At 34.1% G+C, this 23,352-nt stretch carries 21 protein-coding genes; 7 read left to right on the forward strand and 14 right to left on the reverse strand.

Features of this window, described 5'->3' with window-relative positions:
* Nucleotides 1-12: 12 nt before the first annotated feature.
* Nucleotides 13-1,890 carry a molecular chaperone HtpG gene (gene htpG / locus AC4CVH_RS03520; protein WP_490786354.1) on the reverse strand — a complete coding sequence of 626 codons (1,878 nt, stop codon included), beginning with the start codon at nucleotides 1,888-1,890 and terminating at the stop codon, nucleotides 13-15.
* 307 nt (nucleotides 1,891-2,197) lie between these two features.
* On the opposite strand from htpG, the gene AC4CVH_RS03525 reads away from it, so the two are divergent.
* Nucleotides 2,198-2,818: a TetR/AcrR family transcriptional regulator gene (locus AC4CVH_RS03525; protein WP_490786355.1), complete on the forward strand. Its 621-nt coding sequence runs from the start codon at nucleotides 2,198-2,200 to the stop codon at nucleotides 2,816-2,818.
* A complete protein-coding gene (locus AC4CVH_RS03530; RefSeq protein ID WP_490786356.1) occupies nucleotides 2,815-3,939 on the forward strand; it encodes a macrolide family glycosyltransferase in 1,125 nt (374 codons plus the stop codon). The genes AC4CVH_RS03525 and AC4CVH_RS03530 overlap by 4 nt, the downstream gene beginning before the upstream one ends.
* A gap of 30 nt (nucleotides 3,940-3,969) precedes the next feature.
* Here the strand turns inward: AC4CVH_RS03530 and AC4CVH_RS03535 are convergent, their stop codons facing one another.
* The 9 genes from AC4CVH_RS03535 to AC4CVH_RS03575 form a co-directional block, all read right to left on the reverse strand.
* A complete protein-coding gene (locus AC4CVH_RS03535; protein ID WP_490786357.1) occupies nucleotides 3,970-4,965 on the reverse strand; it encodes a D-isomer specific 2-hydroxyacid dehydrogenase family protein in 996 nt (331 codons plus the stop codon).
* Nucleotides 4,966-5,062: 97 nt separating this feature from the next.
* Nucleotides 5,063-6,241, reverse strand: a complete 1,179-nt coding sequence (locus AC4CVH_RS03540; RefSeq protein ID WP_490786358.1) for an ROK family transcriptional regulator — start codon at nucleotides 6,239-6,241, stop codon at nucleotides 5,063-5,065.
* A 155-nt stretch (nucleotides 6,242-6,396) separates the two neighbouring features.
* The gene (locus AC4CVH_RS03545; RefSeq protein WP_490786667.1) at nucleotides 6,397-7,878 is read right to left on the reverse strand and encodes an L-fucose/L-arabinose isomerase family protein; all 1,482 of its coding nucleotides are present in this window, start codon (nucleotides 7,876-7,878) and stop codon (nucleotides 6,397-6,399) included.
* A gap of 33 nt (nucleotides 7,879-7,911) precedes the next feature.
* The gene (locus AC4CVH_RS03550; protein ID WP_490786359.1) at nucleotides 7,912-8,535 is read right to left on the reverse strand and encodes a DUF4867 family protein; all 624 of its coding nucleotides are present in this window, start codon (nucleotides 8,533-8,535) and stop codon (nucleotides 7,912-7,914) included.
* 21 nt (nucleotides 8,536-8,556) lie between these two features.
* Complete coding sequence (locus tag AC4CVH_RS03555; protein WP_490786360.1) at nucleotides 8,557-9,912, reverse strand: sugar porter family MFS transporter; 1,356 nt, start codon at nucleotides 9,910-9,912, stop codon at nucleotides 8,557-8,559.
* 52 nt (nucleotides 9,913-9,964) lie between these two features.
* A complete protein-coding gene (locus AC4CVH_RS03560) occupies nucleotides 9,965-11,026 on the reverse strand; it encodes an aldose epimerase family protein (protein WP_490786361.1) in 1,062 nt (353 codons plus the stop codon).
* 14 nt (nucleotides 11,027-11,040) lie between these two features.
* Entirely contained in the window at nucleotides 11,041-12,543 is a 1,503-nt protein-coding gene (gene xylB / locus AC4CVH_RS03565; RefSeq protein ID WP_490786362.1) for a xylulokinase, read from the reverse strand.
* Nucleotides 12,544-12,729: 186 nt separating this feature from the next.
* Entirely contained in the window at nucleotides 12,730-13,248 is a 519-nt protein-coding gene (locus AC4CVH_RS03570) for a QueT transporter family protein (protein WP_490786363.1), read from the reverse strand.
* A complete protein-coding gene (locus AC4CVH_RS03575) occupies nucleotides 13,245-13,985 on the reverse strand; it encodes a hypothetical protein (RefSeq protein ID WP_490786364.1) in 741 nt (246 codons plus the stop codon). Before AC4CVH_RS03575 ends, AC4CVH_RS03570 begins: the two co-directional genes overlap by 4 nt.
* A gap of 286 nt (nucleotides 13,986-14,271) precedes the next feature.
* On the opposite strand from AC4CVH_RS03575, the gene AC4CVH_RS03580 reads away from it, so the two are divergent.
* Together AC4CVH_RS03580 and AC4CVH_RS03585 are read left to right on the forward strand one after the other, a co-directional pair.
* A complete protein-coding gene (locus AC4CVH_RS03580; RefSeq protein ID WP_490786365.1) occupies nucleotides 14,272-15,378 on the forward strand; it encodes a C45 family autoproteolytic acyltransferase/hydrolase in 1,107 nt (368 codons plus the stop codon).
* Between the two features lie 33 nt (nucleotides 15,379-15,411).
* Entirely contained in the window at nucleotides 15,412-16,275 is an 864-nt protein-coding gene (locus AC4CVH_RS03585) for an AraC family transcriptional regulator (protein WP_490786366.1), read from the forward strand.
* A 137-nt stretch (nucleotides 16,276-16,412) separates the two neighbouring features.
* Here the strand turns inward: AC4CVH_RS03585 and dapA are convergent, their stop codons facing one another.
* The 4 genes from dapA to AC4CVH_RS03605 form a co-directional block, all read right to left on the reverse strand.
* Nucleotides 16,413-17,294, reverse strand: coding sequence for a 4-hydroxy-tetrahydrodipicolinate synthase (gene dapA / locus AC4CVH_RS03590; protein ID WP_490786367.1), 882 nt, complete (start codon nucleotides 17,292-17,294; stop codon nucleotides 16,413-16,415).
* Between the two features lie 16 nt (nucleotides 17,295-17,310).
* Entirely contained in the window at nucleotides 17,311-17,940 is a 630-nt protein-coding gene (locus AC4CVH_RS03595) for an SIS domain-containing protein (protein WP_490786368.1), read from the reverse strand.
* 66 nt (nucleotides 17,941-18,006) lie between these two features.
* A complete protein-coding gene (gene ulaA, locus AC4CVH_RS03600; RefSeq protein ID WP_490786369.1) occupies nucleotides 18,007-19,272 on the reverse strand; it encodes a PTS ascorbate transporter subunit IIC in 1,266 nt (421 codons plus the stop codon).
* 25 nt (nucleotides 19,273-19,297) lie between these two features.
* Nucleotides 19,298-19,747, reverse strand: a complete 450-nt coding sequence (locus AC4CVH_RS03605) for a PTS sugar transporter subunit IIA (RefSeq protein ID WP_490786370.1) — start codon at nucleotides 19,745-19,747, stop codon at nucleotides 19,298-19,300.
* A 247-nt stretch (nucleotides 19,748-19,994) separates the two neighbouring features.
* On the opposite strand from AC4CVH_RS03605, the gene AC4CVH_RS03610 reads away from it, so the two are divergent.
* The 3 genes from AC4CVH_RS03610 to AC4CVH_RS03620 are packed head-to-tail and all read left to right on the forward strand — an operon-like array spanning nucleotide 19,995 to nucleotide 23,023.
* Nucleotides 19,995-22,094, forward strand: coding sequence for a BglG family transcription antiterminator (locus AC4CVH_RS03610; protein WP_490786371.1), 2,100 nt, complete (start codon nucleotides 19,995-19,997; stop codon nucleotides 22,092-22,094).
* Between the two features lie 6 nt (nucleotides 22,095-22,100).
* Nucleotides 22,101-22,379, forward strand: a complete 279-nt coding sequence (locus AC4CVH_RS03615) for a PTS sugar transporter subunit IIB (RefSeq protein ID WP_490786372.1) — start codon at nucleotides 22,101-22,103, stop codon at nucleotides 22,377-22,379.
* A gap of 11 nt (nucleotides 22,380-22,390) precedes the next feature.
* Nucleotides 22,391-23,023: a beta/alpha barrel domain-containing protein gene (locus tag AC4CVH_RS03620; protein ID WP_490786373.1), complete on the forward strand. Its 633-nt coding sequence runs from the start codon at nucleotides 22,391-22,393 to the stop codon at nucleotides 23,021-23,023.
* Nucleotides 23,024-23,352 lie beyond the last annotated feature (329 nt).

Genomic DNA, 23,352 nt, shown 5'->3' on the forward strand with positions numbered 1-23,352 from the left:
ATTTTAACCTTTCTATTTTATCAAGCAGCAAACATCATTTGCAAACTGAACTGGATCTTCAACAGGAAGTCCTTCAATCAAAAGTGCCTGGTTGTAAAGAAGATTTGCGTATACTTTAAGTTTATCCTTGTCTTCTTCAAACGCCTTCTTAATTGCCGTAAACATTTCATGATTAGTATTTATCTCCAGTATCTTTTCAGCTTTTACATCCTGACCGTTGCTTGGCATTGTTTTAAGTATCTTTTCCATCTCAATTGAAAGCTCGCCTTCATTTGAAAGGCATACAGGATGTGTCTTCAATCTGTTTGAAGCCCTTACTTCCTTTACCTTTCCATCAAGTGCATTCTTCATGAATTCAAACATATCTTTGTTCTCTTCTGTTTCCTTCTTACTCTCCTTGTCATCTGAATCAAATCCAAGATCTTTGCTTGATACGGATTTAAATTCCTTTTCTTTATACTTCATAAGCATCTTTATTGCAAATTCATCAACTTCATCAGTAAAATAAAGTATCTCATATCCTTTATCTTTTACAAGTTCAGTCTGTGGAAGTCTGTCAACTTTTTCTACACTTTCACCTGCAGCATAATATATATACTTCTGGTCATCTTTCATTCTTGAAACATATTCATCAAGGGTTACAAGCTTTTTCTCCGTTGAGGAATAAAACATAAGTAAATCCTGAAGTACCTCCTTATTTGCTCCAAAGTCGGAGTATACACCAAATTTAAGCTGTTTTCCAAAATTCTTATAGAATTCCATATACTTTTCACGGTCATTTTTCAACATAAGCATAAGTTCATTCTTTATCTTTTCCTTTATTTTTTTTGCAATGAACTTCAACTGCCTGTCATGTTGAAGAAGTTCTCTTGATATGTTAAGTGACAAATCCGCAGAATCAACAAGTCCCTGTACAAAGCTGAAATAATCTGGAAGAAGATCCGAACACTTTTCCATTATCATGACTCCATTTGAATAGAGTTCAAGTCCCTTTTCAAACTCTTTTGTGTAAAAGTCATATGGTGCCCTTGCAGGTATGAAAAGAAGTGTTGTATAGCTTACAAGTCCCTCGACTTTGGAATGTACAACTTTAAGAGGTTTTTCATATCCAAAGTGCTTATCCATGTAAAATCTGTCATAATCCTCGTCCTTAAGTTCATTTTTGTTTTTTCTCCATATAGGAACCATGCTGTTTAAAGTTTCATCTTCAAAATAGTCCTCATATTCCTTTTCATTATCCTTCTTAGGTCTGCTTTTTTTCATTATCATCTTAATCGGATATTTTATAAAATCAGAGTATTTTTTTACAAGTTCCTTTATTTTATAGTCTTCCAAAAGCTGGTCATAATTTTCATCTTCAGTGTTCTGCTTTATATTAAGTATAATTTTCGTGCCTACGGAATCTTTTTCACAAGGTTCTATACTATAACCTTCAACACCCTTTGATTCCCATTTATACGCCGTATCAGAATCAATAGAACGGCTTTTTACAGTTACTACATCGGATACCATGAATGCAGAATAAAATCCAACTCCAAACTGACCTATTATGTCTACGCCGTCTTTTTTGTCATTATCATTTTTAAATGCCAGGGAACCACTTTTAGCAATAGTTCCAAGATTGTTTTCAAGCTCCTCCTGGGTCATGCCTATTCCTGTGTCCTCAACTGTAAGAGTCCTATCTTCCTTGTTCAATGAAATTCTAATGTAAAAATCATCTTTGTTGAAATTTACATTCTCATCAACTAAAGATCTATAATAACTTTTATCAATAGCATCACTTGCATTTGATATAAGTTCCCTCAAAAATATCTCTTTGTTTGTATAAATCGAGTTAATCATAAGATCCAAAAGTCTTTTGGATTCCGCCTTGAACTGCTTCTTAGCCATTTTATCATTTCCTTTCATTTATAATATATGATTATGAGTACCCTATATAATAACTTCAATAAACCACGCCTATGACAAAGTCAGCATGGTTATTTATCAATCATTTTGTTAGCACTTAATATAATTGAGTGCTAATTTCATTTTAGCAATTATTTTCTCTTTGTCAAGGAGTTATAAACTATTTTTTATCAATCTGAACTTGTCGGCAGCAAAGCAGAACGATATTCTCGGAATTATTGACACAGGACACAGTCTTTGATATTATATAAACAGAACAGTATTCTGTTTATAAGGAGTATGAAAGCTAATGGCACGTAAACCTATATTACACGGTGGAAAACGCGATGAGATACTCGAATGTTCTACCAAATTATTTTTAAAATACGGGTACGAGAAGACCTCTATCCGCATGATACTAAACGATGTTGGCGGAGAAGTCGGGATGTTCTACCACTATTTCAATTCAAAACAGGAATTATTCGACAAGGTATTCGAGCATTTTATGAACCAACAAAGTATAAAACTAAATAAAATATTGTCAGGGGATACTGCATCGGAAACACCCTATCACAAATTGGAACAAATACTAATTTGTTTTTCACAAAGTATGAAAGAGTATCAAAAGTTATCAGATGGCAATATACATTGGTCTATCTTGTCTGCATTACATGAATTAACAGTATATTCTCTGCAGCCTGCGGTAAAAGATTTGATAAGTAGGTTGTGTGGCAAATACAATATAGATATTTCTGCTGAAATAAATTGGATTACCCCTTATTTATTGAAAGGAATTAGTGGATTATTACACGAAGAAAGTTTTTTAAAGTTTCCGCAGTCAAAGCAAATTCAAATAATCATAGAGTTAATTTGTAGGACGTTAAAAATACCTGCTGATGTTTTAAAAAATGTATGGGGGGTTTCTATATGAATATTTTATTTATAAACTTACCTTATTCCGGACACGTAATACCAACATTAGGTCTTGTTGAAGAATTGCAAAAGCGGAATAATCATGTTACTTATTTGTTGACAGAAAATTGGCGGGATAAAGTTTTAGCTGTTGGAGCAGAATTTATAAGCTATAAAAATGATAAAAAATTATCTAAACAAATAAAAAATGCCTGTGAGGCCGCCAAAAAGCTGATAGAGCATAACGATTTAGTCATATATGAACAATTTTTCTTTTTGGGAAAACATCTCGCAGAAAAATACAATAAACCAGTTGTGCGAATTTTCACTTCATTTGCTTCCAATGAGAAGCTTATGAAAGGATACATAAACGCAGGAGGGGTTTTCAGTATATTTCGATCAAAATGGATATGCAAAAGATGGACAAAAGAAGTTTCCAAAGATATAAAACTGAAAACTGATTGTTGGCTAGAAGAGATTATTCAAAATCCCCCTGACCTTAACCTGGTATATACTCTAAGAGAATTTCAACCATTTGCAGAAGATTTTCCGGAGGATCAATTCAAATTTATAGGATCTTCTATCTATAAACGTAATAAAAGCAGTTCGTTTATGTTACAGTGTACCAAACACCCTATTATATATATATCTTTGGGAACGGTTGTAAATAAAGCAAAAGTATTTTATAAGAAATGCATCAAAGCATTTGAGCATGAAAATGTTACCGTAATCATGTCTATCGGAAATACGGTAAAAATGAAGAGCTTAGGAGTTATTCCAAACAACTTTCATATTTATCACTTTGTGCCACAACTTGAAGTGTTAAAAAAAGCAGATATATTCATTACTCATGGTGGATTGAACAGTGTTACAGAAGCACTTTATTACGGAGTTCCCATGGTTGTAATTCCATTTATAACGGACCAACCCGTAAACGCAAAACAAATTGAAAACTTAAAATTAGGAAAAAAGTTGGAATATAAGCAAATTACGAGCAAGCTTTTAAGGGAAACAACAGTGTCAATATTAGATGATCATATCATACTTAAAAACATTCGTAAAATGCAGCAAAAAATGCAGGCAGCCCACGGCAACCAATATGGAGCAGATTTAATTATGGACTACTATAAATTACTGTAAGCATTGCCCTGCAGGAAAGTTGGACATCATTTAGTCATCAAAATCAGTAATTTTCCATGGATTGTCTTTCCCTTCAGCAAAATATATACAACTCAGTATTGAATTTTCAACCATGTCGGAAACAGCCTGATTCGTATAAAAAGCAGTATGCGGTGTAATTATTACATTAGGATAGGACTTTAAGACAGCCATATTCCTGTTTTTAATGATTTCACACTTCTTGTCCTCATAGTAAAGCCCTGTTTCCCCCTCTATTACATCCATTGAAGCTGCACCTACCTTAAGACTTTCTATTCCGTCTATAAGGTCTGACGTGTTTATAAGTGATCCTCTTGCTGTATTTATAATTATGACACCTTTCTTCATTTTTTCTATGCTTTCTTTATTTATTATATGATAATTGTCCCGAGTTGCAGGAACATGCATTGTTATAATATCACTTTCTCTAAAAAGTGTTTCAAGATCAACGTATTTTCCATAGTATTCCATTTCGTGATTTGGATGAATATCATAGGCAATTATTTTACACCCAAATCCACTCATGTCTCTAGCTACTGTCTTGCCTATCTTTCCAGTACCGATTATACCAAGAACCAAATTGTGTATTTCCTTTCCTTGAATCCCTCTTAAAGAATAGTCCTGTACACTTGCCCTTTCAATTATAGATTTTGCTTTTCTTGCCGCCATAAGTATCATCATAACAGTATAATCTGCAACACTGTCTGTAGAATAAGTTACATTTCCAGCCTGCATTCCAAGTCTTTTTGCACATTCAACATCTATATGTTCATATCCTATAGTCCTTGTAGAAATATATTTCACTCCAACATCATGAAGCTTTTCCATAAGCACTTTGTCCATTTTAGTAGTTATAATACTTATACACTCAAACCCCTTTGCAAGCTCAACTGTTTCCAGACTTGGTTCTTCACTGCACAGTTTAATATTTACATTATATTTTTTACTGAACTTGTCAAAATAAACAGCTTCATCCGTTCTATAACTGTATACACATATATTTACCATAATATTGACCTCCCAAATATTGAAAATAATACGGTTCCATAATTTATATTATAAACCAATTCAACACAGTACGTCATTTCAATATTAAAAAATATATTTAGAACATATCACTGTCTACAAAAAACACATCTTTCATTGGAAGCAGTACAGCCCCTAATATTGCCGCATTCTCCTTTAATTTTGAAAATGTAACACTGCACTCTTTTTTATCATAAAAGCTATTGTCCTGAAAAACTAATTTGATTAGTTTTTCCTCTATCCTGTCCTTGTAAGGAAATATTTCTCCACCTATAATTATGTACTGTGGATCTAAAGTCAAAATTATATTTTTAATACCCTCCGCAAGGAAATCAATATATTCATTCAATATTGAACTTGCCTTTTCGTCGTATTCCGTCATCTTCATGAAATCATCCAATGTCCCACACTGTTTGTTAAATGCAGTTCTGTATTTGCTTACAAGAGACTTCTTTGAGGCATACAACTCCCAGCAGCCTCTTTTTCCGCAATTGCACTTTTTCCCATCTTTTACGATAGTCATATGTCCAAATTCTCCAGCCCTTTTATTAAATCCCTTATAGAGGTCATTTCCGTTTACAATACCGGTTCCAATACCTTCTGTAATTGATATAAAAACCAAACTGTTTTTTACATGACTGAAATTAATGAACGCTTCTGCATAAGCTGATGCATTTGCTTCATTTTCTATGTATATGTTGAAATCAAAATACTTTTTAAATTCATCAAAGTGTACGTTCTTCAATCCAAAATTAGGGACATTTTTTAAGATCAATTTGTCTTCATCAACCGTACCAGGAAGAGAAAACCCTATTCCAAGTATCCTGTCCCGACTGATGTTAAGATTTTCAATAATTTTGTTTATGTATTCGGACACCTTTACTATTATGTTTTCAAAATCAAAAAGTTCCTCTGGAGTATCAAAGCTCATCTCGGATATTATATTAAATTTTAAGTCTGTTATAATAATTCTGACTTTGTCTTTAGTTATCCATACCCCAAAAGAATATCTGGAATCTGGAATAAACTTGATTATTGTAGGTTTTCTCCCTCCTGTCGATTTTGCAACACCTGCTTCCTCCAAAAATCCCTGGTCAATCAGTTCGTTGACATTACTTATAACCGTAGGTATGCTTATGCTAAGACCTTTTGAAATATCTTGTTTTGTAAGCTGGTCGTTTCTATACACCAAGTTAAGTATTTTTTTTTGGTTTAATATTCTTATTGTTTCCTGATCAACTGACTTCAACCTTTTCATATAAAATACCACCATTCAATTTTAAATTTTAGTACAATTAGTATATAATAGTTAAGTATATCATTGTTTCAAAAACTTTTTAAGACCATTTTAATAATAAAAAAGCACGAGCAAGCCAAATATGACTAATCTCGTGCAACAGATATCTTAAATCTCTATTTAAATGGGTTTTCCTTGTTGTAAGGCATTCCCTCAGGCCTGTTAAAATCAAGCTTTTCTACATCCAAATATTTGAACAAATTATAAAGTGCTTTTCCATAATGCCCAAATGCAACTGCTCCATGATGCGGATATCTGTTTTCAAGTAATACATATCTGTAGAACCTTCCCATTTCGTGTATTGCAAAAACTCCTATGGAACCAAAAGAACGTGTTTTAACAGGAAGAACTTCACCTTCTGCCACATAAGCATTTAATTTTGAATCTGCACTGCTTTGAAGTCTGAAAAAAGTAATATTTCCAGGTATAATATCCCCTTCAAGAGTTCCTCTTGTTATATTTGGTTCTCTATCAGGTTCAAGAGCTCTTGCCATGATCTTCTGGTTTCTCATTGTAGGAGTTACAATTTTACATGCAGCCGTATTTCCACAATGAAATCCCATGAATACATCTCCTGATTTATAATTGAACTTTCCTTTAATCTCATCTGTATACATATCATTAGGTACAGTATTGTTGATGTCCAAAAGTGTTACGACATCACTGCTTATACAGGTTCCGATATATTCGCTCAATGCACCATAAATATCAACCTCGCATGACACCGGTATACCCATTGCAGTTAGACGGCTGTTGACATAACATGGAACAAATCCAAATTGAGTTTGAAATGCAGGCCAGCATTTATTTGCAAAAGCAACATATTTTCTCGATCCTTTGTGCTGCTCCATCCAATCCAGCAGAGTTATTTCATATTGTGCAAGTTTCGGTAGGATTCCAGGCATTTTATTTCCGTCTCCAAGTTCCTTCTCCATGCTTGAAACCACCTCAGGAATTCTTGGATCATTTTTGTGTTCATTAAAGGCTGCATACAAATCAAGTTCTGAGTTTTCTTCAATTTCCACTCCAAGATTATATAATTGTTTTATTGGAGCATTACATGCAAGAAAGTCCTGCGGACGCGGTCCAAATGAAATTATTTTCAAGTTTCTAAGTCCAAGCAATGCAGTTGCAACCGGCACAAATTCAAAGATCATTTTTGCAACTTCCTCTGCAGTTCCAACTGGAGCTTCCGGTATATATGCCTTTATATTTCTAAGTCCAAGATTGTAGCTTGCATTCAGCATGCCACAATATGCATCTCCACGGCCGTCAATCAAACTGTCACCTTTTTCTTCGGCAGCCGCAGCAAACATTACAGGTCCACAAAATTGCTTTGCAATTAAAGCTTCTGAAGTTTCAGGACCGAAATTACCAAGATATACTACCAGTCCGTTTACATTTTCATCTTTTACTTCTTTTAAAGCCTTCTCCATGTCATTTTCATTTTCAACTGTAGTAGGACATTCATATATATCTCCATAAAGCTTTTTATACGAATCAACCACGGCCTTTCTGCGTCTTGCGGACAACTCCATTGGAAAACAATCTCTACTTACTGCAATTATTCCTAATTTTACTTGTGGTATATTCTTTATCATTAAATTTCTCCTCCAATTCTTTATAATTTATTATTTTACTGAAATATTTTTCCCTGTCAATCCAACAAATACCCCTTGCTCGTCCAAATTTGCATCCTTATGGGCAATAAGCCATTTGTTTTTTGAAAACAACAATCTGTCTTCTCCAATTCCCTGAACATCTTCCGAAAGAGGCATATTGGTCCCCCTAGGAAGTACCACAATACATTTGAAACCACCTTCACCTGCATTACAGGGTGCATAGTGAAGTGTTGTCGCATATATTTCTATCATAACTCCTGCAGGTACAAGAAAGGCTTCTATATTCGATGTATCGTAAAAATAATCATTTTTTATATCCTGCTGACTGCCTACAAGCAAAATCATGTCAGTTACTGCAATATTTATTTCAGAGGATCTATGATACTCTAATGCATTCAGACAATAATTGTTTCCATTGCAATATCCAATTTGTATAGGCATTCCTCCAAATTCCCTCGTTTCAAGCTGATGAAAGATTTCAATAGATTCCAGTTTATCAATGGATGGTTCGTAAATTATATCCTCTGGAATAGAAATATCCTGCATGGAACATATAATATCCGTTAAATCATAATTTTTCAAAACTCGTCCATATTTTTTAAATTCACAATCAGTAACTTTTTTTACAATCACTTATTATACCCCCTAATTTTATTATTGCACATTCCCGGCACGCTGGCGAAGAGTTCCTTCGATTTCCTCCAGTGAACGATTACGTGTTTCAAATACTTTATAGTGAACAAACCATATAGCCACAAAACAAATTACACCATATCCTATAAAAAGGCTCCCTGTTCCAAAGAAATTGAGTAATGTAGGAAATGTAAGTGACACAATCATATTTGCAGCCCAGTTTATTACACTGCTGAATGAATTTCCAAGTCCACGGATGTTCAAAGGAAAAACTTCCCCTATCATGACCCACATAACAGGTCCCCAGGTAGCAGAGAAAAATGCTATATAAATAGTGAGGGCAATAACACATATAACTGATGCCGTAAATGATCCCTGTGAAAATTTCATTGAAAAACTCATTATCAAAAGTGAAATACCCATTCCAAGTCCACCATAGATAAGCATCTTTTTACGGTCAATCTTGTCCATAATAACCACAGCTACAGCAGTTACTATAACATTGAATATTCCAATGCCTATATGTGCAAGCAAAGCCGCCTGAACGCCAAAACCTACAGCTGTGAATATTGTAGGTGCATAATACAACACTGTATTACATCCCATTACCTGCTGAAAAATTGCAAGTCCCACACCTATAACAAGAGCTGGATGAACAAATTTTCCAAAAAGCTCCTTCAGTCCGCCGCTTTTTATTGCGGCCTGATGCTTTATTTGATCAAGTTCACTATTTACAAGTTCATCATCATTTTTATTCATCTGTTTTAAAACATCCTTGGCATCTTCTTCTTTTCCATCCTTTACAAGAAATCTTGGACTCTCAGGCAAGAATATGGCTCCAAAGAAAAGTATAGCAGCTGGAATAGCAGCAAAACCGAGCATCCATCGCCATCCAGTGTACATACCTGAAAAGCTGTAATTAGTTATATATGCAAGAAGTATTCCACTCATTACCATAAGCTGGAACAGGCTTGACATGGAACCTCTCTTCTCTGCCGGTGACAGTTCAGCAAGATATGTCGGTATGAGAGCCGACGATGCACCAACGGCCATTCCTAAAATAATACGTGAAAAAATAAGTGTTGCAAATCCCTGACAAAATGCAGAACCAATGGCACCTACGAAAAAAATTATAGAGGATAATAAGACCAGTTTTTTTCGGCCATACTTATCAGACATCGGTCCTATTATGGCAGCGCCCAAAACAGCTCCAAGAAGCACTGCACTTACAACCCATCCCTGCTGCCATGAATTTAAGTTCATTTGTTTTTCAATAAATAGTATTGCTCCTGAAATAACACCTGTATCGTATCCAAACAAAAGCCCTGCCAAAGCACCAAAAGTATAAATCAAAGGATTGCTAATTTTTACTTTCAAGATATCATCTCCTAATTAATTTATATAAACATTTGAAGTAAATGTTTTCATACTATTCAACTTTAAATTTGTATTTTGTAGTACTGCTGTATTGTCTTCCCATCCTTAATATCGTAGATGGAAAACATTTATGATGCAGTGCATCAGGAAAGTGTTGAGTTTCAAAACACAGTCCGCTGTATTTGTAATATGCGGCATTCTCCTTGCAACCCTTGCATCTTTTTATATTGTTCCCGGTATAAAATTGTATACCCGGTTCAGTTGTATACACTTCCATAAGCCTTCCACAGGAATTTTCAAAAACTTCAGCAGCTTTTAAAAAATCTTTTTCGCCTTTTTCAAGTATCCAGTTATTATCATAACCACCTGCAAATGTTAACTGATCATAGTCTTTGTTGATATTCTCACAAACTCTGCTCCTCTTTCTAAAATCCATTGGGGTATTTTCTACATCCCTTATCTCACCAGTTGGAATGCCCTCTATGTCATTTGCTGTAAACTTGTTAGAATTTATCATTACTTCGTGATTCAATATGTCTCCTTGAGAATGCCCTGATAGATTAAAATAAGAGTGATTTGTCAAATTTACTACAGTGTCCTTGTCACAAATGGCATGATAGCTTATCCTAAGTTCATTGTTGCGGCAAATACAATACTGAACCCTAACTTCAAGATTGCCGGGATAGCCTTCTTCACCGTCTTTGCTCATATAGGTCATTTCAATACACTGTTCTCCATTATCATTTATGGAAATCCTCGGCGTCCAAAGTACCTTGTCAAATCCAACTGTTCCGCCGTGTAATTGATTTTTTCCTTCGTTTTCGGTTAATTTATATTTTTTACTGTCTATTTTAATTTCAGCATTTTTAATTCTATTGGCATTACGCCCTATTACAGCACCAAAGAAGAATTCACCCTCTATATAATCCTGCAGATTATCGTATCCAAGTACAACATCATCAAACTTGTTGTTTCTGTCAGGTACTCTAAGAGATACCAAAGTTGCTCCAAAATTTGATATTTTTGCTGACATTCCATTTTCATTAATCATGGTAAACAGATAAACAGATCTATCATCCGCCATCTTTCCGAAGATCTCTTTTTGAATTTCCAAATCACTCTCATCTCCTATAAATTCAAATCACTAATCTCCCTAAATTTATCCTTTAAGCAAAAATACATTGAAGAATATACACCGTACAATTTATTGTATTTTTCTACATTTTGTTTTATAGGTTCAAGCTTTTCCGTGGTTTTTACAAGTGATGCACATGCTTCATCAACTGAACTGAAAAGTCCGCATCCAACTGCCGCAAGAATTGCCGCACCCAAAGCAGGTCCTTCTTTTGAATTAACAACGTATACATCCAGATTAAAAACATCTGCAACTATCTGTCTCCACAGTCTGCTTTTTGAACCGCCTCCGCTTATTCGTATTTCATTCATTTGAACATTCAGGCTCTTAAGTATTTCAAAAGAATCCCTTAATGCAAAACATACTCCTTCCAAAATAGACCTTGTCATGTCACTTCTCTTGTGAAGTATGCTCAGACCTATAAATGCACTCTTTGCATAAGGATCATTGTACGGAGTTCTCTCACCCATCAAATAAGGCAGAAACATCAATTTTTTGCTTCCCACAGGAGAACTTTCAGCCTCATTGAGAAGCTTTTCAAATACATCTCCGCCTATATCACTGTTTACATTTTCAACCCACCACTTCAAGCTTGATGCCGCTGAAAGCATAACTCCCATTTGATGCCACTTTCCATTTGCATGGCAGAAAGAATGAAGCCTGTTTTTTTTATCGACATAAAACTTTTCACTTGACGCAAAAACTACTCCAGATGTACCAAGGGCCACAGACAATGCTCCCGGGCTTACTGTTCCGGTACCTACAGCTCCTGCTGCCTGATCACCTGCTCCTGCTATTACCTTTGTGGATGTTGAAAGCCCTGTTTCAGATGATGCTTTTTCAGATACACTTCCTACAACTTCATAGGATTCATATACATAAGGCAATATATCACTTCTTATCTTAAGCATATCTATAATTTCTTGAGACCATTTCCTGTTTTTTACATCAAACATTATAGTGCCTGATGCATCGGAAGTATCAGATGCAAACTTTCCCGTGAGCTTAAAACTTATATAATCTTTTGGAAGCATTATGTGCGCTATTTTTGAGTACACTTCAGGTTCATTTTCCTTAACCCACAACAGCTTTGGCAGTGTAAAACCCGTCAGAGCCATATTGCCTGTATAGCTTGAAAGCCTTTCCTGACCATATTTCTTGTTTAAATAGTCACATTGACTCTGAGTTCTCTGATCACACCACAATATAGCTGGTATTAAAACCTTTTCGTCTTTGTCGAGTACAACAAGTCCATGCATTTGTCCGCTGAAACTTATTCCTCCTATACTTTCGGGAGTTATATTACAGGTATCTATTATTTCACTTATTCCAGATTTTGTACTGTTCCACCAGTCCTCAGGATTTTGTTCCGCCCATCCAGGGTTTGGATAGCTTATATCATAACTTTTTGATGTAGTTGCTTTAATTTCACCAGTTTCATCCATTATTATAAGTTTTACTGCAGAAGTTCCAAGATCTATTCCTAAAAAATTCATTAATATGCCCCCTTATCATAATTTTTATCTTATCGTTTTCATATTTACAATGATAGTATACCACGCAGTTCAAACTTTGTAAACACATTTTATAAAGTCATTTTAATATGTGAATTTTTAACTGATTTATGTAAAAAGAAGGATGATTTTTATATTCAATCATCCTTCCTTTTGTTGCATATTATGCTATTTTGAACTATTGCTTGATTTAATACTTTCTATTTTTTGATTGCTCGATTTTATTCTAAATTTCTCCAGTAATGAATTGTTTTTAAATATTTGCCTGAAAACAAAATAACCTATAATCATAACTATAAGTTCACCGACCGCCTGAGTAAAAAATGTATAGAAAAAAGGCACTTTATACAGCACATGAAGTTCTTCTGCAATAAATGCACTTCCAAGTACAGGCCATATAATAGACACAATCATGCTTTTGGTCTTCCACATGGCATAAGTTGCAACAAGTGTTGCAAAACTTCCTACAAATACATCGACTATGCTGAAACTGTAAAAATTAGCCACAGCACATCCTACGGTCAACGATATGATATAAAAAGGATCTATAAATGTTAAAAAATTAAGTACCTCACTTATTCTAAGTCCTATAGGACCCCAGTATGACAACTGCCCAAGTGCTATCGTAGCTACAATGTATATTGCAGCCACAATTGATACTTTCACAAGTTTGTTAGTTTTACTCATAAGCTACCTCCAACTCCATCCAAGTCAGCTCCACATCTTGTGTCTATATCATCCAGTACTTCAACTCTTTTATAATACTTGTCTTGAATCATATTAAAAAATTCACTGTTGTAAAATTCCTCTACAAGTTTATTGTCCCTCTTTATTTCCTTGCTGTTTTCACAAAAAACATTTATGGTGACTCTTTCAAAATATTTCACAGCCAAACTGAAATCACAAAGAAGCATATCCATATTTTGTCCTTTTATACCAAATAGAAGGTTTACCCAGTCAAATTTTTTAAATTCCCATGCTTTTCTTTTTCCTATTCCTTTTTTCAAAATTTCTTCCCTATATTGTATATCAAAGCTTTCAGCCCCAACTATAAACTTTAGTTCAACTGGCCTGAACTGCTCCCTGAAAAGATCTATGTCATTTTCATATTTTACATGGCTTTCAAGAATAAGCTGTTTTATTTTTTTCTCTCTGCAGAGTTTTAAAAGTTCAAACACAGTAGCTGTATCAAGTTCACTTGCACTTCCTGAATTCATAACTTGAAGCACTCCATATTTTCCTGTAACTTTTTCAAGCACCTCATGATTAAGTTTATGATTTTTAAAGGCATCTCTTTCCTGGTCAAGATGATAATCACAAAATGAACAATTTCCCCAGGTACATCCACTTCCCCTTAAAAGTACTACCTCCCTAGGCAGCCTTTTAGTAACTTGTCCATATCTTTTCAAATGTTGCAAATACATTTTATCCTCCCCGTATATACAGCCTATTTAAGAATAAGTTTGCATGAAAATTTAAAAAGGTGGAGAAGTCTCCACCTTTGATTACAAAATAAACTATAAAAATAGCTAAATCCCTAGTTTTATTTATAGACAGGATGGTTACGAACTGTCTTATGTAATTTTACAAATATTATTATATGCTATAGAGTCTGTAAAATCAAGGGAATCAAATAAAAAAACAGCAAAAAATATCAAGTTCAGGACACAAAATAGATTTATACTGTTTTCGAAAGGAAGGTTGTCATAAATGGAAGAAACAAAAGTACATTTAAAAAATTTAATAGGAACAAACTATGAAATAGGAGTACAAATAGGAAAATGGATTTTGTCCACGCCTGATTTATTGCAGAAAGTACTACTGTCTAAAAATGCCTACCCTCATGAAAAGTTTATTGAAATTTTTAACTTACTAGATTGTTATTGTCAGGGTGTCAATGAGGAAATCAGAGGTTTTTCAGATACAATTGGAGTTTCAAAAGAGCAAGTAGTTTTTTATGCAATGACATACTTGGAACGAGGATGCAGCTTAATGGCGGCACTGCCTGAAAAAACCGAAAGCGTTCATACTGTTATGGCAAGGAATTATGACTTTAATGATAAAATGGAAGAAATGTGTTTTGCATTCACCGACATCAATGGTAAATACCGGCATATTGGATCTACCTTGAATTTATTTGGCAGATGTGATGGAATGAATGAACATGGTCTTGCAGTATGCAAAGCATCAAACGGTTTACCTGTAGGAAATTTCGAAGGCGGCCAAAAAGCAGGAGCAACAGGATTCAGCTTCTGGATAGTTGTTCGAAGCATACTTGAAAACTGCAAAAATGTGGATGAGGCAATTAAATGGACAATGGATGCCCCAATCGGTTATAATATTAACTTGATGCTGGCCGACAACCATAACAAAATAGCACTGCTCCAATGTGTTGATGGTCATAAGGCCTTCAAAATTCTAGATGAAAACAGTGATGAAACCTACCTCAGTTCCACAAATCATACACTTTTAGATGACATAAAACCTTATGAAAAAATGGTAATTGAGAATTCTGTAATACGCAATAAAAAGATCGTTTCCCTGTTTGAAACAAATAAACGGATTTCTAAAAACAACATGAAAAAACTTCTTTCAACATCATATCCGGATGGTCTTTGCTGTCACTATTATAGCGAGTTTTTTGGAACTCTACGCTCTATCATATTTGATACAACCGACAAAACAATAGAAATAGCCTTTGGATCTCCTCAAGCTAATAAATGGCACACTTTTTCCGTTGAGACATTAGACATAGAAGAAATCAAAGTGTTATTACCACAAGAAAAAGCAGATCCGGATTTTTACAAAATTAGATAGTATAAATATTTTATCACAGAGGAGGAACTGTCTTTGGATAAAAAACAAGTAATTGGCAAATCCATTGTATTTATAGAGAATAATTTATATTCTCCGATTACTGCACCTGATGTTGCCGAAGCAGTTTCCTATTCCTACTATCACTTTCACCGTTATTTTGAAGCTGTCATGGGAGAAACAATAGGAAGCTATATACGAAGCCGGCGTTTAACACAAGCAGCTTGGAATTTGATACACAGCAACAAAAAAGTGCTGGATATTGGACTTTCTCTTTATTTTGAAACAGCCGAAAGTTTCACAAGAGCCTTTAAGCAAAGATATTCCATGACACCATCGCAATACAGAAAAAATGGAATAGATGTTTTAATCGGAAGCAGAAAGTCTGCACAAAAATCTGATAAAACCATCATTACACACACCGACTTAACTCCAAAAATCCTTACAATATCTGAAACATGTATCATGGGAATTTCTTTTAAAACAACTGTTTGCGGAAACGAAACCTTTGCCATGTGGCAAAAATTCAATAGTAAAATTCCCCCTGAACTTCTTTCCAATAAACGATATGGAATTTTTGAGACCTGTAAAACCTGCTTTCCTTATATGTTCAACCAAAATAGCCAAAGTATGGCTTTTGTGGGAGTTGAAGTTTCAGAGAACTATCCTATTTTAAATGGTATGCAAATACAAAAACTACACAGTGGAAAATATGCACAGTTTATCCATAAAGGCACAATAGATACTTTAATACAAACATATCATTACATTTGGGGAGTTTGGTTTCCAAAGAGCGGTTTTGAACTTGCCAGCCGCAATGATTTTGAATGTTATACAGACCGATTTACCCAAGCAAATGACATGAATTCTGAAATTGATATTTATTTTCCCATTAACTAAAAAAATCATCTGGTTATGTTCATAAGTTTCCACCCCAACATAATGATATGTTATACAAATATTTATTTAGATAATAAAAAACTATCGACAACCTGAGTCAATAGTTTTTTTTATAAATGGCTATAATTATTTAGCTCTTATATAAGTTTATAATATTTCAACATTCTGTGGATTTTAATGGTTGTCTCATAATTTGGTTCCATTGTAGGAAATCGTGGAGGTCCTACAGGAATCCCCGATAGCTCAATTGACTTCTTAAGTATAGATGGAACTGTTCCCAATTTAAGAACTGAGCGAAGTACGTCTATTTCTTTTTGTAATTTTTCCGCCATCTCCATATTTCCCTCTAAAAAATTTTTATAAATTCCAACATCAATTTTTGCAATCAGATTTGATGTTGCGGCGATTGCTCCGGCAGCTCCTAATTTCAAAGCTTGAAGTATCAATGAGTCCGAACCCGACAGAACTGAAAAGTCACTGTTTTTTGTAAATTCAATATATTGTTTTATATTTTCTATATTTCCGCTGCTGTCTTTTATACCTACAATATTCTTTACTTCTGCAAGTATTTTTACAGTATCGGGTTCCAGATTTACTCCTGTATTCTTTGGAATATTGTATAATATTACTGGAATATCAACTGAACCGGCAACTGATTTATAATATTTTACGAGTTCCTCTTGAGTCGGTACTAGAAAAAATGGAGTAATTACAGAGATAGCATCTGCACCAAGACTCTCCACCTGTTTTGACAATTCCATAACTTCCCTTGTGCTGTTTCCACCTGTCCCAACATATACAGGCACTCGCTTGTCCACTTCGTCTATTACCAATTTTGCAAATTTAAGCTTTTCCTTCTGTGTCAATAAATGAAACTCTCCATTGGTACCCAAAATAAATATACCGTTGACACCCGAATCTATTAACTTGTTTATCAATTGTACCGCAGCTGAATCGTTAATTTCCTGATTTTCATCAAATGGTGTAACCATTGCCGTTATAATTCCCTTTAACTTCATAGTGCATTCCTCCTTTTTAATTAATTGATTTAAATTCTTCTTTTATAGATTTTCCCAAGCTTCCGCCTGGATGCCATTTCACATAGTCTTTCAAAGTCAACCTTCTTGTATTTTGAAGTAATATACTCAGGCTCTGGAGAAGTATTATTTCTGCAATTATAGAAGAACGTGGTGCTTTGTTTAAAATTCCACCTTCCTGTTTCACTCCTGCAAACAGGAAAACATCCCCCTTTGCTGCAAGCCATGAATCGGGATTTCCCGATACAGCTATAATCTTTGCACCATTTCTCTTCAGAGTTGTTACAGTTGATTTCAACTCATCTGTTTCTCCACTATTGGAAATTGCTATTACTACATCTCCCGGAAGTACCTGCCCTGATGATCCATGAACCGCCTCCGTGCCATGCAGTATATATGCAGGTGTTCCTGTAGAAGACAACAGTGATGCTATATAACCAGATACATAGCCGGGTTTCCCAATTCCAGTTACGTGAACTCTATTTTTATTGTTTTCTGCATTTAAAATTAAATTTTTAGCTTCATCAAGAGCCGTATACTCCATCCTTTTAATATATTTTTTTATTTGCTCTGATACAATTTCAAGGTATTCATCTAACGCTTTTTCTTGATTCATACCATATTCCATAATATTTATACTCCTTTACTCTTTTATTATAGAGACATTTACAAAACAATAGGATTTGTCATATATTTAAATTACTGATGTTATAAGGTGTCCTAAATAATATAAAATTGACCCTACAATGTTGTAGTCAACATTAGGGAAAGTTGTCCCTGATAATCCCATGCCGGAAAATACTGGGTACAAAGCCATTGGCAATACCGTCAATAATATTCCAGCTACAGCCGCACCGACTACGCAACCTTTCCACCCTCCTGTTGCATTTCCAAATATTCCAGCAGTACCACCAGAAAAGAAACATATATGTGCCGCCGGAATAATGACAATTGGGCTTCTAAATAAAATCATAAATGCCATACACACCAAACCTGAAATATAAGAGCTCAAAAATCCAAGTATTAATGCCGTTGGCGCAAATGGAAACACAGTAGGACAATCCAATGCAGGCCTTGAATTTGGTATAAACTTTTCCGATATAGATACAAATGCCGCCGTAATTTCAGACATAAATAAACGCACTCCCGTTATTAATGTATACATTCCTGCCGTAAACTGAAATGCCTGAAGCAATGGGAACACCAGCCAATGTGTTGTACCAGCCATTTTTTGGACTACAGAAGGTCCTGCTGCCACAGAGGATACATATAACAAAATTATCATGATAATAGACATGCCCATGAGATAATCCTTAAACACACTTAGCCATTTTGGAAACTTAAAATTTTCAGTTCCATGTTCAGGATTTCCTATTTTTGATCCTATAAATCCAGATAATGCATATGCAAACATATTATAATGTCCAATTGCAATATCATCGTTCCCTGTAATTTTTCTCATATACCTCTGACAAACATATGGAAGTCCAGCTGCACAAAATCCTAGAAGAATTCCTCCTCCAATTATCGTATATACATCAGTTGCACCTAATGATTTTAAAATCAATGCAATTACACATGCAAAATATAAACTATGCTGACCTGTCAAAAATATATTTTTTAATGGTGTGAATTTTGCAACAATAATATTTGCTATAAATCCTACAATCATAACCAGTGCAACCACTGTTCCATATTTTGTTTGCGCCAGAGCCGTAGCTGCTTCCGGTACCGGTAATACTCCCTGAATGTTAAAACCTTTTTGGAACAATACTCCAAAATTTTGAAGCACTCCCGTCATAGCAGTAGCTCCAACGCCAAATACCATAAACCCTATAATAGTTTTTAATGTTCCAGTAATAACATCATCAAAGGATTTTTTTTGAGCCAGTAAGCCTACAAAAGCTATTAATCCAACCAAAATACCGGCATTGCTAAACAAACTTATTAATAATTTCACTTGTTTTTCCCCCTTATATTAATCATTAAGATTCGTAAGCCTTTATAAATTTCATAACCTGCCTCGGATTCTCTGCCTTATCCAAAACATCAAAAAAATCCGCTTTGTCCAGCAGTTCCACCAGTTCCGCCATGGCTTTAACATGGCTTTCGGAATCAGTTGCACTCAAACAGAATATGTATTTGACAGGATCATTGTCTTTGTTGCCAAATTCCACAGGATATTTCAATGTTGCTATCCCAATTGCTATTTCCCTTGCTCCTGTTTCCGGTCTTGCATGTGGTAGAGCAACATTTTTTGTTATAACAATATAGGGACCTGCCTCTTTCGTCATTTTTATCATAGCATCAATATATGAATTTGATATTTTGTTGCTATGGAGCAATGGAGCCGCCGACTTTCTTATTGCATCCTCCCAATCACTTGCTTCCAATTTCAAACTTATAAGACTTTCATCTACAAAATCACTCAACATGATCTTCACCTCTCTTTCCAATCCTAAATATTTTTTACAATTGCAATTGTAGTTTATATTCTTACCGTTTTCAATCTCAATTAAGTGCATATTTTGTTATGGACTTTAACAAAACATGCACTTAATTTTTAGAATCTTTAAAGTTTATACTTTGTTGTTCTGTCATACAAAAGTTGGACTGAATTCTTATTGAAAACGATGTATCCATGGTCTAAAATTATGTGTATGAAATGGAGGTTAATCACTTATGGATAATAAGCTTGTATCAATTTTAGAGTTATTAATAAAGCGAACTTTAATAACCACTGGAGAGTTACAGGACAGGACAGGTTTATCTCAAAGACAAATTACTTACAGAATTAATAAGATAAACGATTTATTAAAATCAAAGAAAGTAGCTTCTATTTCTTTTTCACATGGTAAGGATATAATTTTGAAAGCTGAAACGCGAGATGCAATTTTCGATATAATATATCAATACAACTCAGAAAAAAAGTATTATCTTACTAAAGAAGAAAGACTTGCATATATGTATCTAATGCTTTTTATAAACTTGGACTACTTGTCCCTTAATCACTTTACCGATTCAATGAAAGTCAGTAGGTCAAGCGTTCTTTCAAATTTCAAACAATTAAGTCAAATTCTTAAAAAGAATGATGTGTTTCTCGATTATAATCGTACTAGAGGATATCATATCACCGGTTCTGAGATTAAAATAAGAAGAATAATGATAAAAATTGTAATTAATTCATTCTCGGATGACCATGACTGCAACATACTGGATATTTTTATAGACGAATATAAACTGGAAAGTTTTCAAAGATCTAAAGAGATAATTTCAAAACTCGCTTTAAAACACAATATTGTATTTGTAGAAGACAGATTATCTGAATTTATATACATATATATTTTCCTTAGGACTAGAATACTTTCCAATATAAAAAGCAACTTTAAAATGCCTGAAACTCCAGATATTTCAATAATAAAATCAGTCAAAGAATATAAGTTTACCAATGATTTATTAAACTGTGAAAATCACTTTACAGCAAACACCTTTGACTTAAACTACATAAGCGCATGGATTTTAGGTATATCAGTTGGGAATGTAAAAGATAAAACCGATGATATATCCATAATTTCCGACATTGTAATCAAGATAATGAAAAGATTTGAATTTTTAAGCGGTTTTCACTATATAAACCGTCAGGAAATATTTAAACAGCTCTATTCGCATCTTAGACCTGCTTACTATCGAATACTCTTTAAATTGCCAATTAATAATCCTCTCTCTGATAAAGTAAAGGATCAATATAAAGGACTGTACAAATTGGTCAGTGAAACCGTAAAACCTTTCAGCGATATATTTGGGCAAGAAATGTCAGAGGATGAATTGGCGTATTTGACAATTCATTTTGGAGCTATACTGCTTAATAAAAAAGACTACATATGCCCTCCCAAAAAAACTGCACTAATAATTTGTTCAAATGGAATAGGCAGTTCTGCAATTTTATATACAGAACTTAGGAATCTATTTCCCGAACTTAATTTTTTAACTCCAATAGCATTGTCAAATTTGGATAATATTCATGAGCCAGTAGATATCATATTCACATCAAGTTATAATGCTGAAATTTTAGAATTGGATGTACCACTTATAAAAGTCAGTCCTGTTATGAATTTGAAAGAAAGATGCCAAATCAAGAGGGAAGTATATATGCAATTAGGCAATACCCTTCTAAGACAACCAAATGTCGATGAAGTAATACATATAATAAAAAAACACGCTCAAGTTTCATCTGAATGTATATTGCATGATGAATTATTGTCATACTTCTCACGCATTGAAAGTGTAAATATTAAAGGAGGTGAAAGCCCAAGATTAATCGATGTAATAAACAAAAATCTTATACAAATCAATGTAAATGCCAATAACTGGGAAGATGCTATTAGAAAATCAGCTTCTGCTTTGCTCGAAAATAATAAAATTACAGCTCATTATGTCGACTCAATGATTAATGCTACTAAACAAGTTGGGCCATATATCGTTATATCAAAACACATAGCCCTTCCCCATGCTAGACCTGAAGAAGGTGCAAAAGAAATTTCAATTGGAATAACAACTTTAAAAAAGCCTATAAAATTTGGGAATATAAAAAATGATCCAGTTAAATATGTATTTTGCTTAAGCGCAATAGACAGTAAAAGCCATCTTCGTGCAATAGCAGAATTATTGGATTTACTTGAAAACAATAATTTTCTCAATATATTAAACAAAGCAGAAGCTTCAGACGAAATCATGAGTTTTTTAGAAACTTACAATTCAAAAATTAACGAAGAGGAATGGTGAAAAATCATGAAACAGGCATTAGTTGCATGCAGATCCGGCATGGGATCAAGCATGATGTTAAAAATCAAAGTAAATCAGGTTATAAAAGAAAATAATTATCCTATTAGTGTTGAACACAGTAATCTTGATGCACTTATGAGCTTTAAAGGTGACCTTGTAATTACAATGGCTGATATAGCTACTGAAATAAAAGATAAGGCACCTTATGTAATTGGTATACAGAACCTTATGGACAAAAATGAAATTAAAGAAAAGCTTGAAAAATTTATGGAAGATACAAAATAATGGAGGAAATTATGTTTAAAACAGATATAGTTAATAGAATATCATTAACAGGAGCCATGGCAATTGTAAGAGCCAAAACAGTTGAACGAAGTATAGAAATAGCAGAAGGCTGCTTGAAAGGTGGAATAGACGTCCTTGAAATAAGCTATACACTTCCAAATGCAGGCCATGTAATTAGTGCTCTTAATAATAAATTTGGAAATAAATTATTATTAGGCGCTGGAACTGTTTTGGATACTGAAACGGCAAGACTTGCTATACTATCCGGTGCCAAGTTTATAATTGCCCCAAACTTTAGCAGGGAGGTAGCAAAAACAAGCAATAGATATCAAATTCCCTATGCACCCGGCTGCACCACAGTCACCGAAATGATACAAGCTCTTGAAGCAGGTGCATCATTTATAAAAGCTTTTCCAATATCAAACTTTTACGGTCCTTCTCTGACCTTGGTACTTAAAACGCCAATTCCAAATATGCCCATATTGGCATCAGGCGGTGTTAACTTTGACAATTTGGAAGAATGGATAAAAAACGGAACTGATTGTATTGCCTTCGGTAGCCTTTTAACCAAAGGAAGCAAAGATGATATTGCAGCAAATGCACGAAAAATACGAGAGGCTATAGTAAATCACCGTAAAAATTGAATAAAGTTTTTACAAAGTATACAACTGAAAGCTTTAGTTTTCAGTTGTATATCTATCCTTAATTCTGAGTTTGAGATCTTCCTGTCACGTTCTTAACTTTACAAAACAAATATCATCTCTTTAAAATTTCCAACCATATTCTTGTACAAAATCATCATAAACGCTCTAATCTCAATATTTTATAGTTACTTTCTATATCTGTTGTAAAAATAAAACTTTCTTAAAAAATTTTTAAAAACCTCTTTATGGCGTTTTAGAGCAGTTCTATTAGGTTTCTGACTTCTAAAATTTTTCCAACCTCCGTAAAATTTTAAGGTGCTATGAGTCTA

The organism is Clostridium pabulibutyricum, assembly GCF_058242705.1.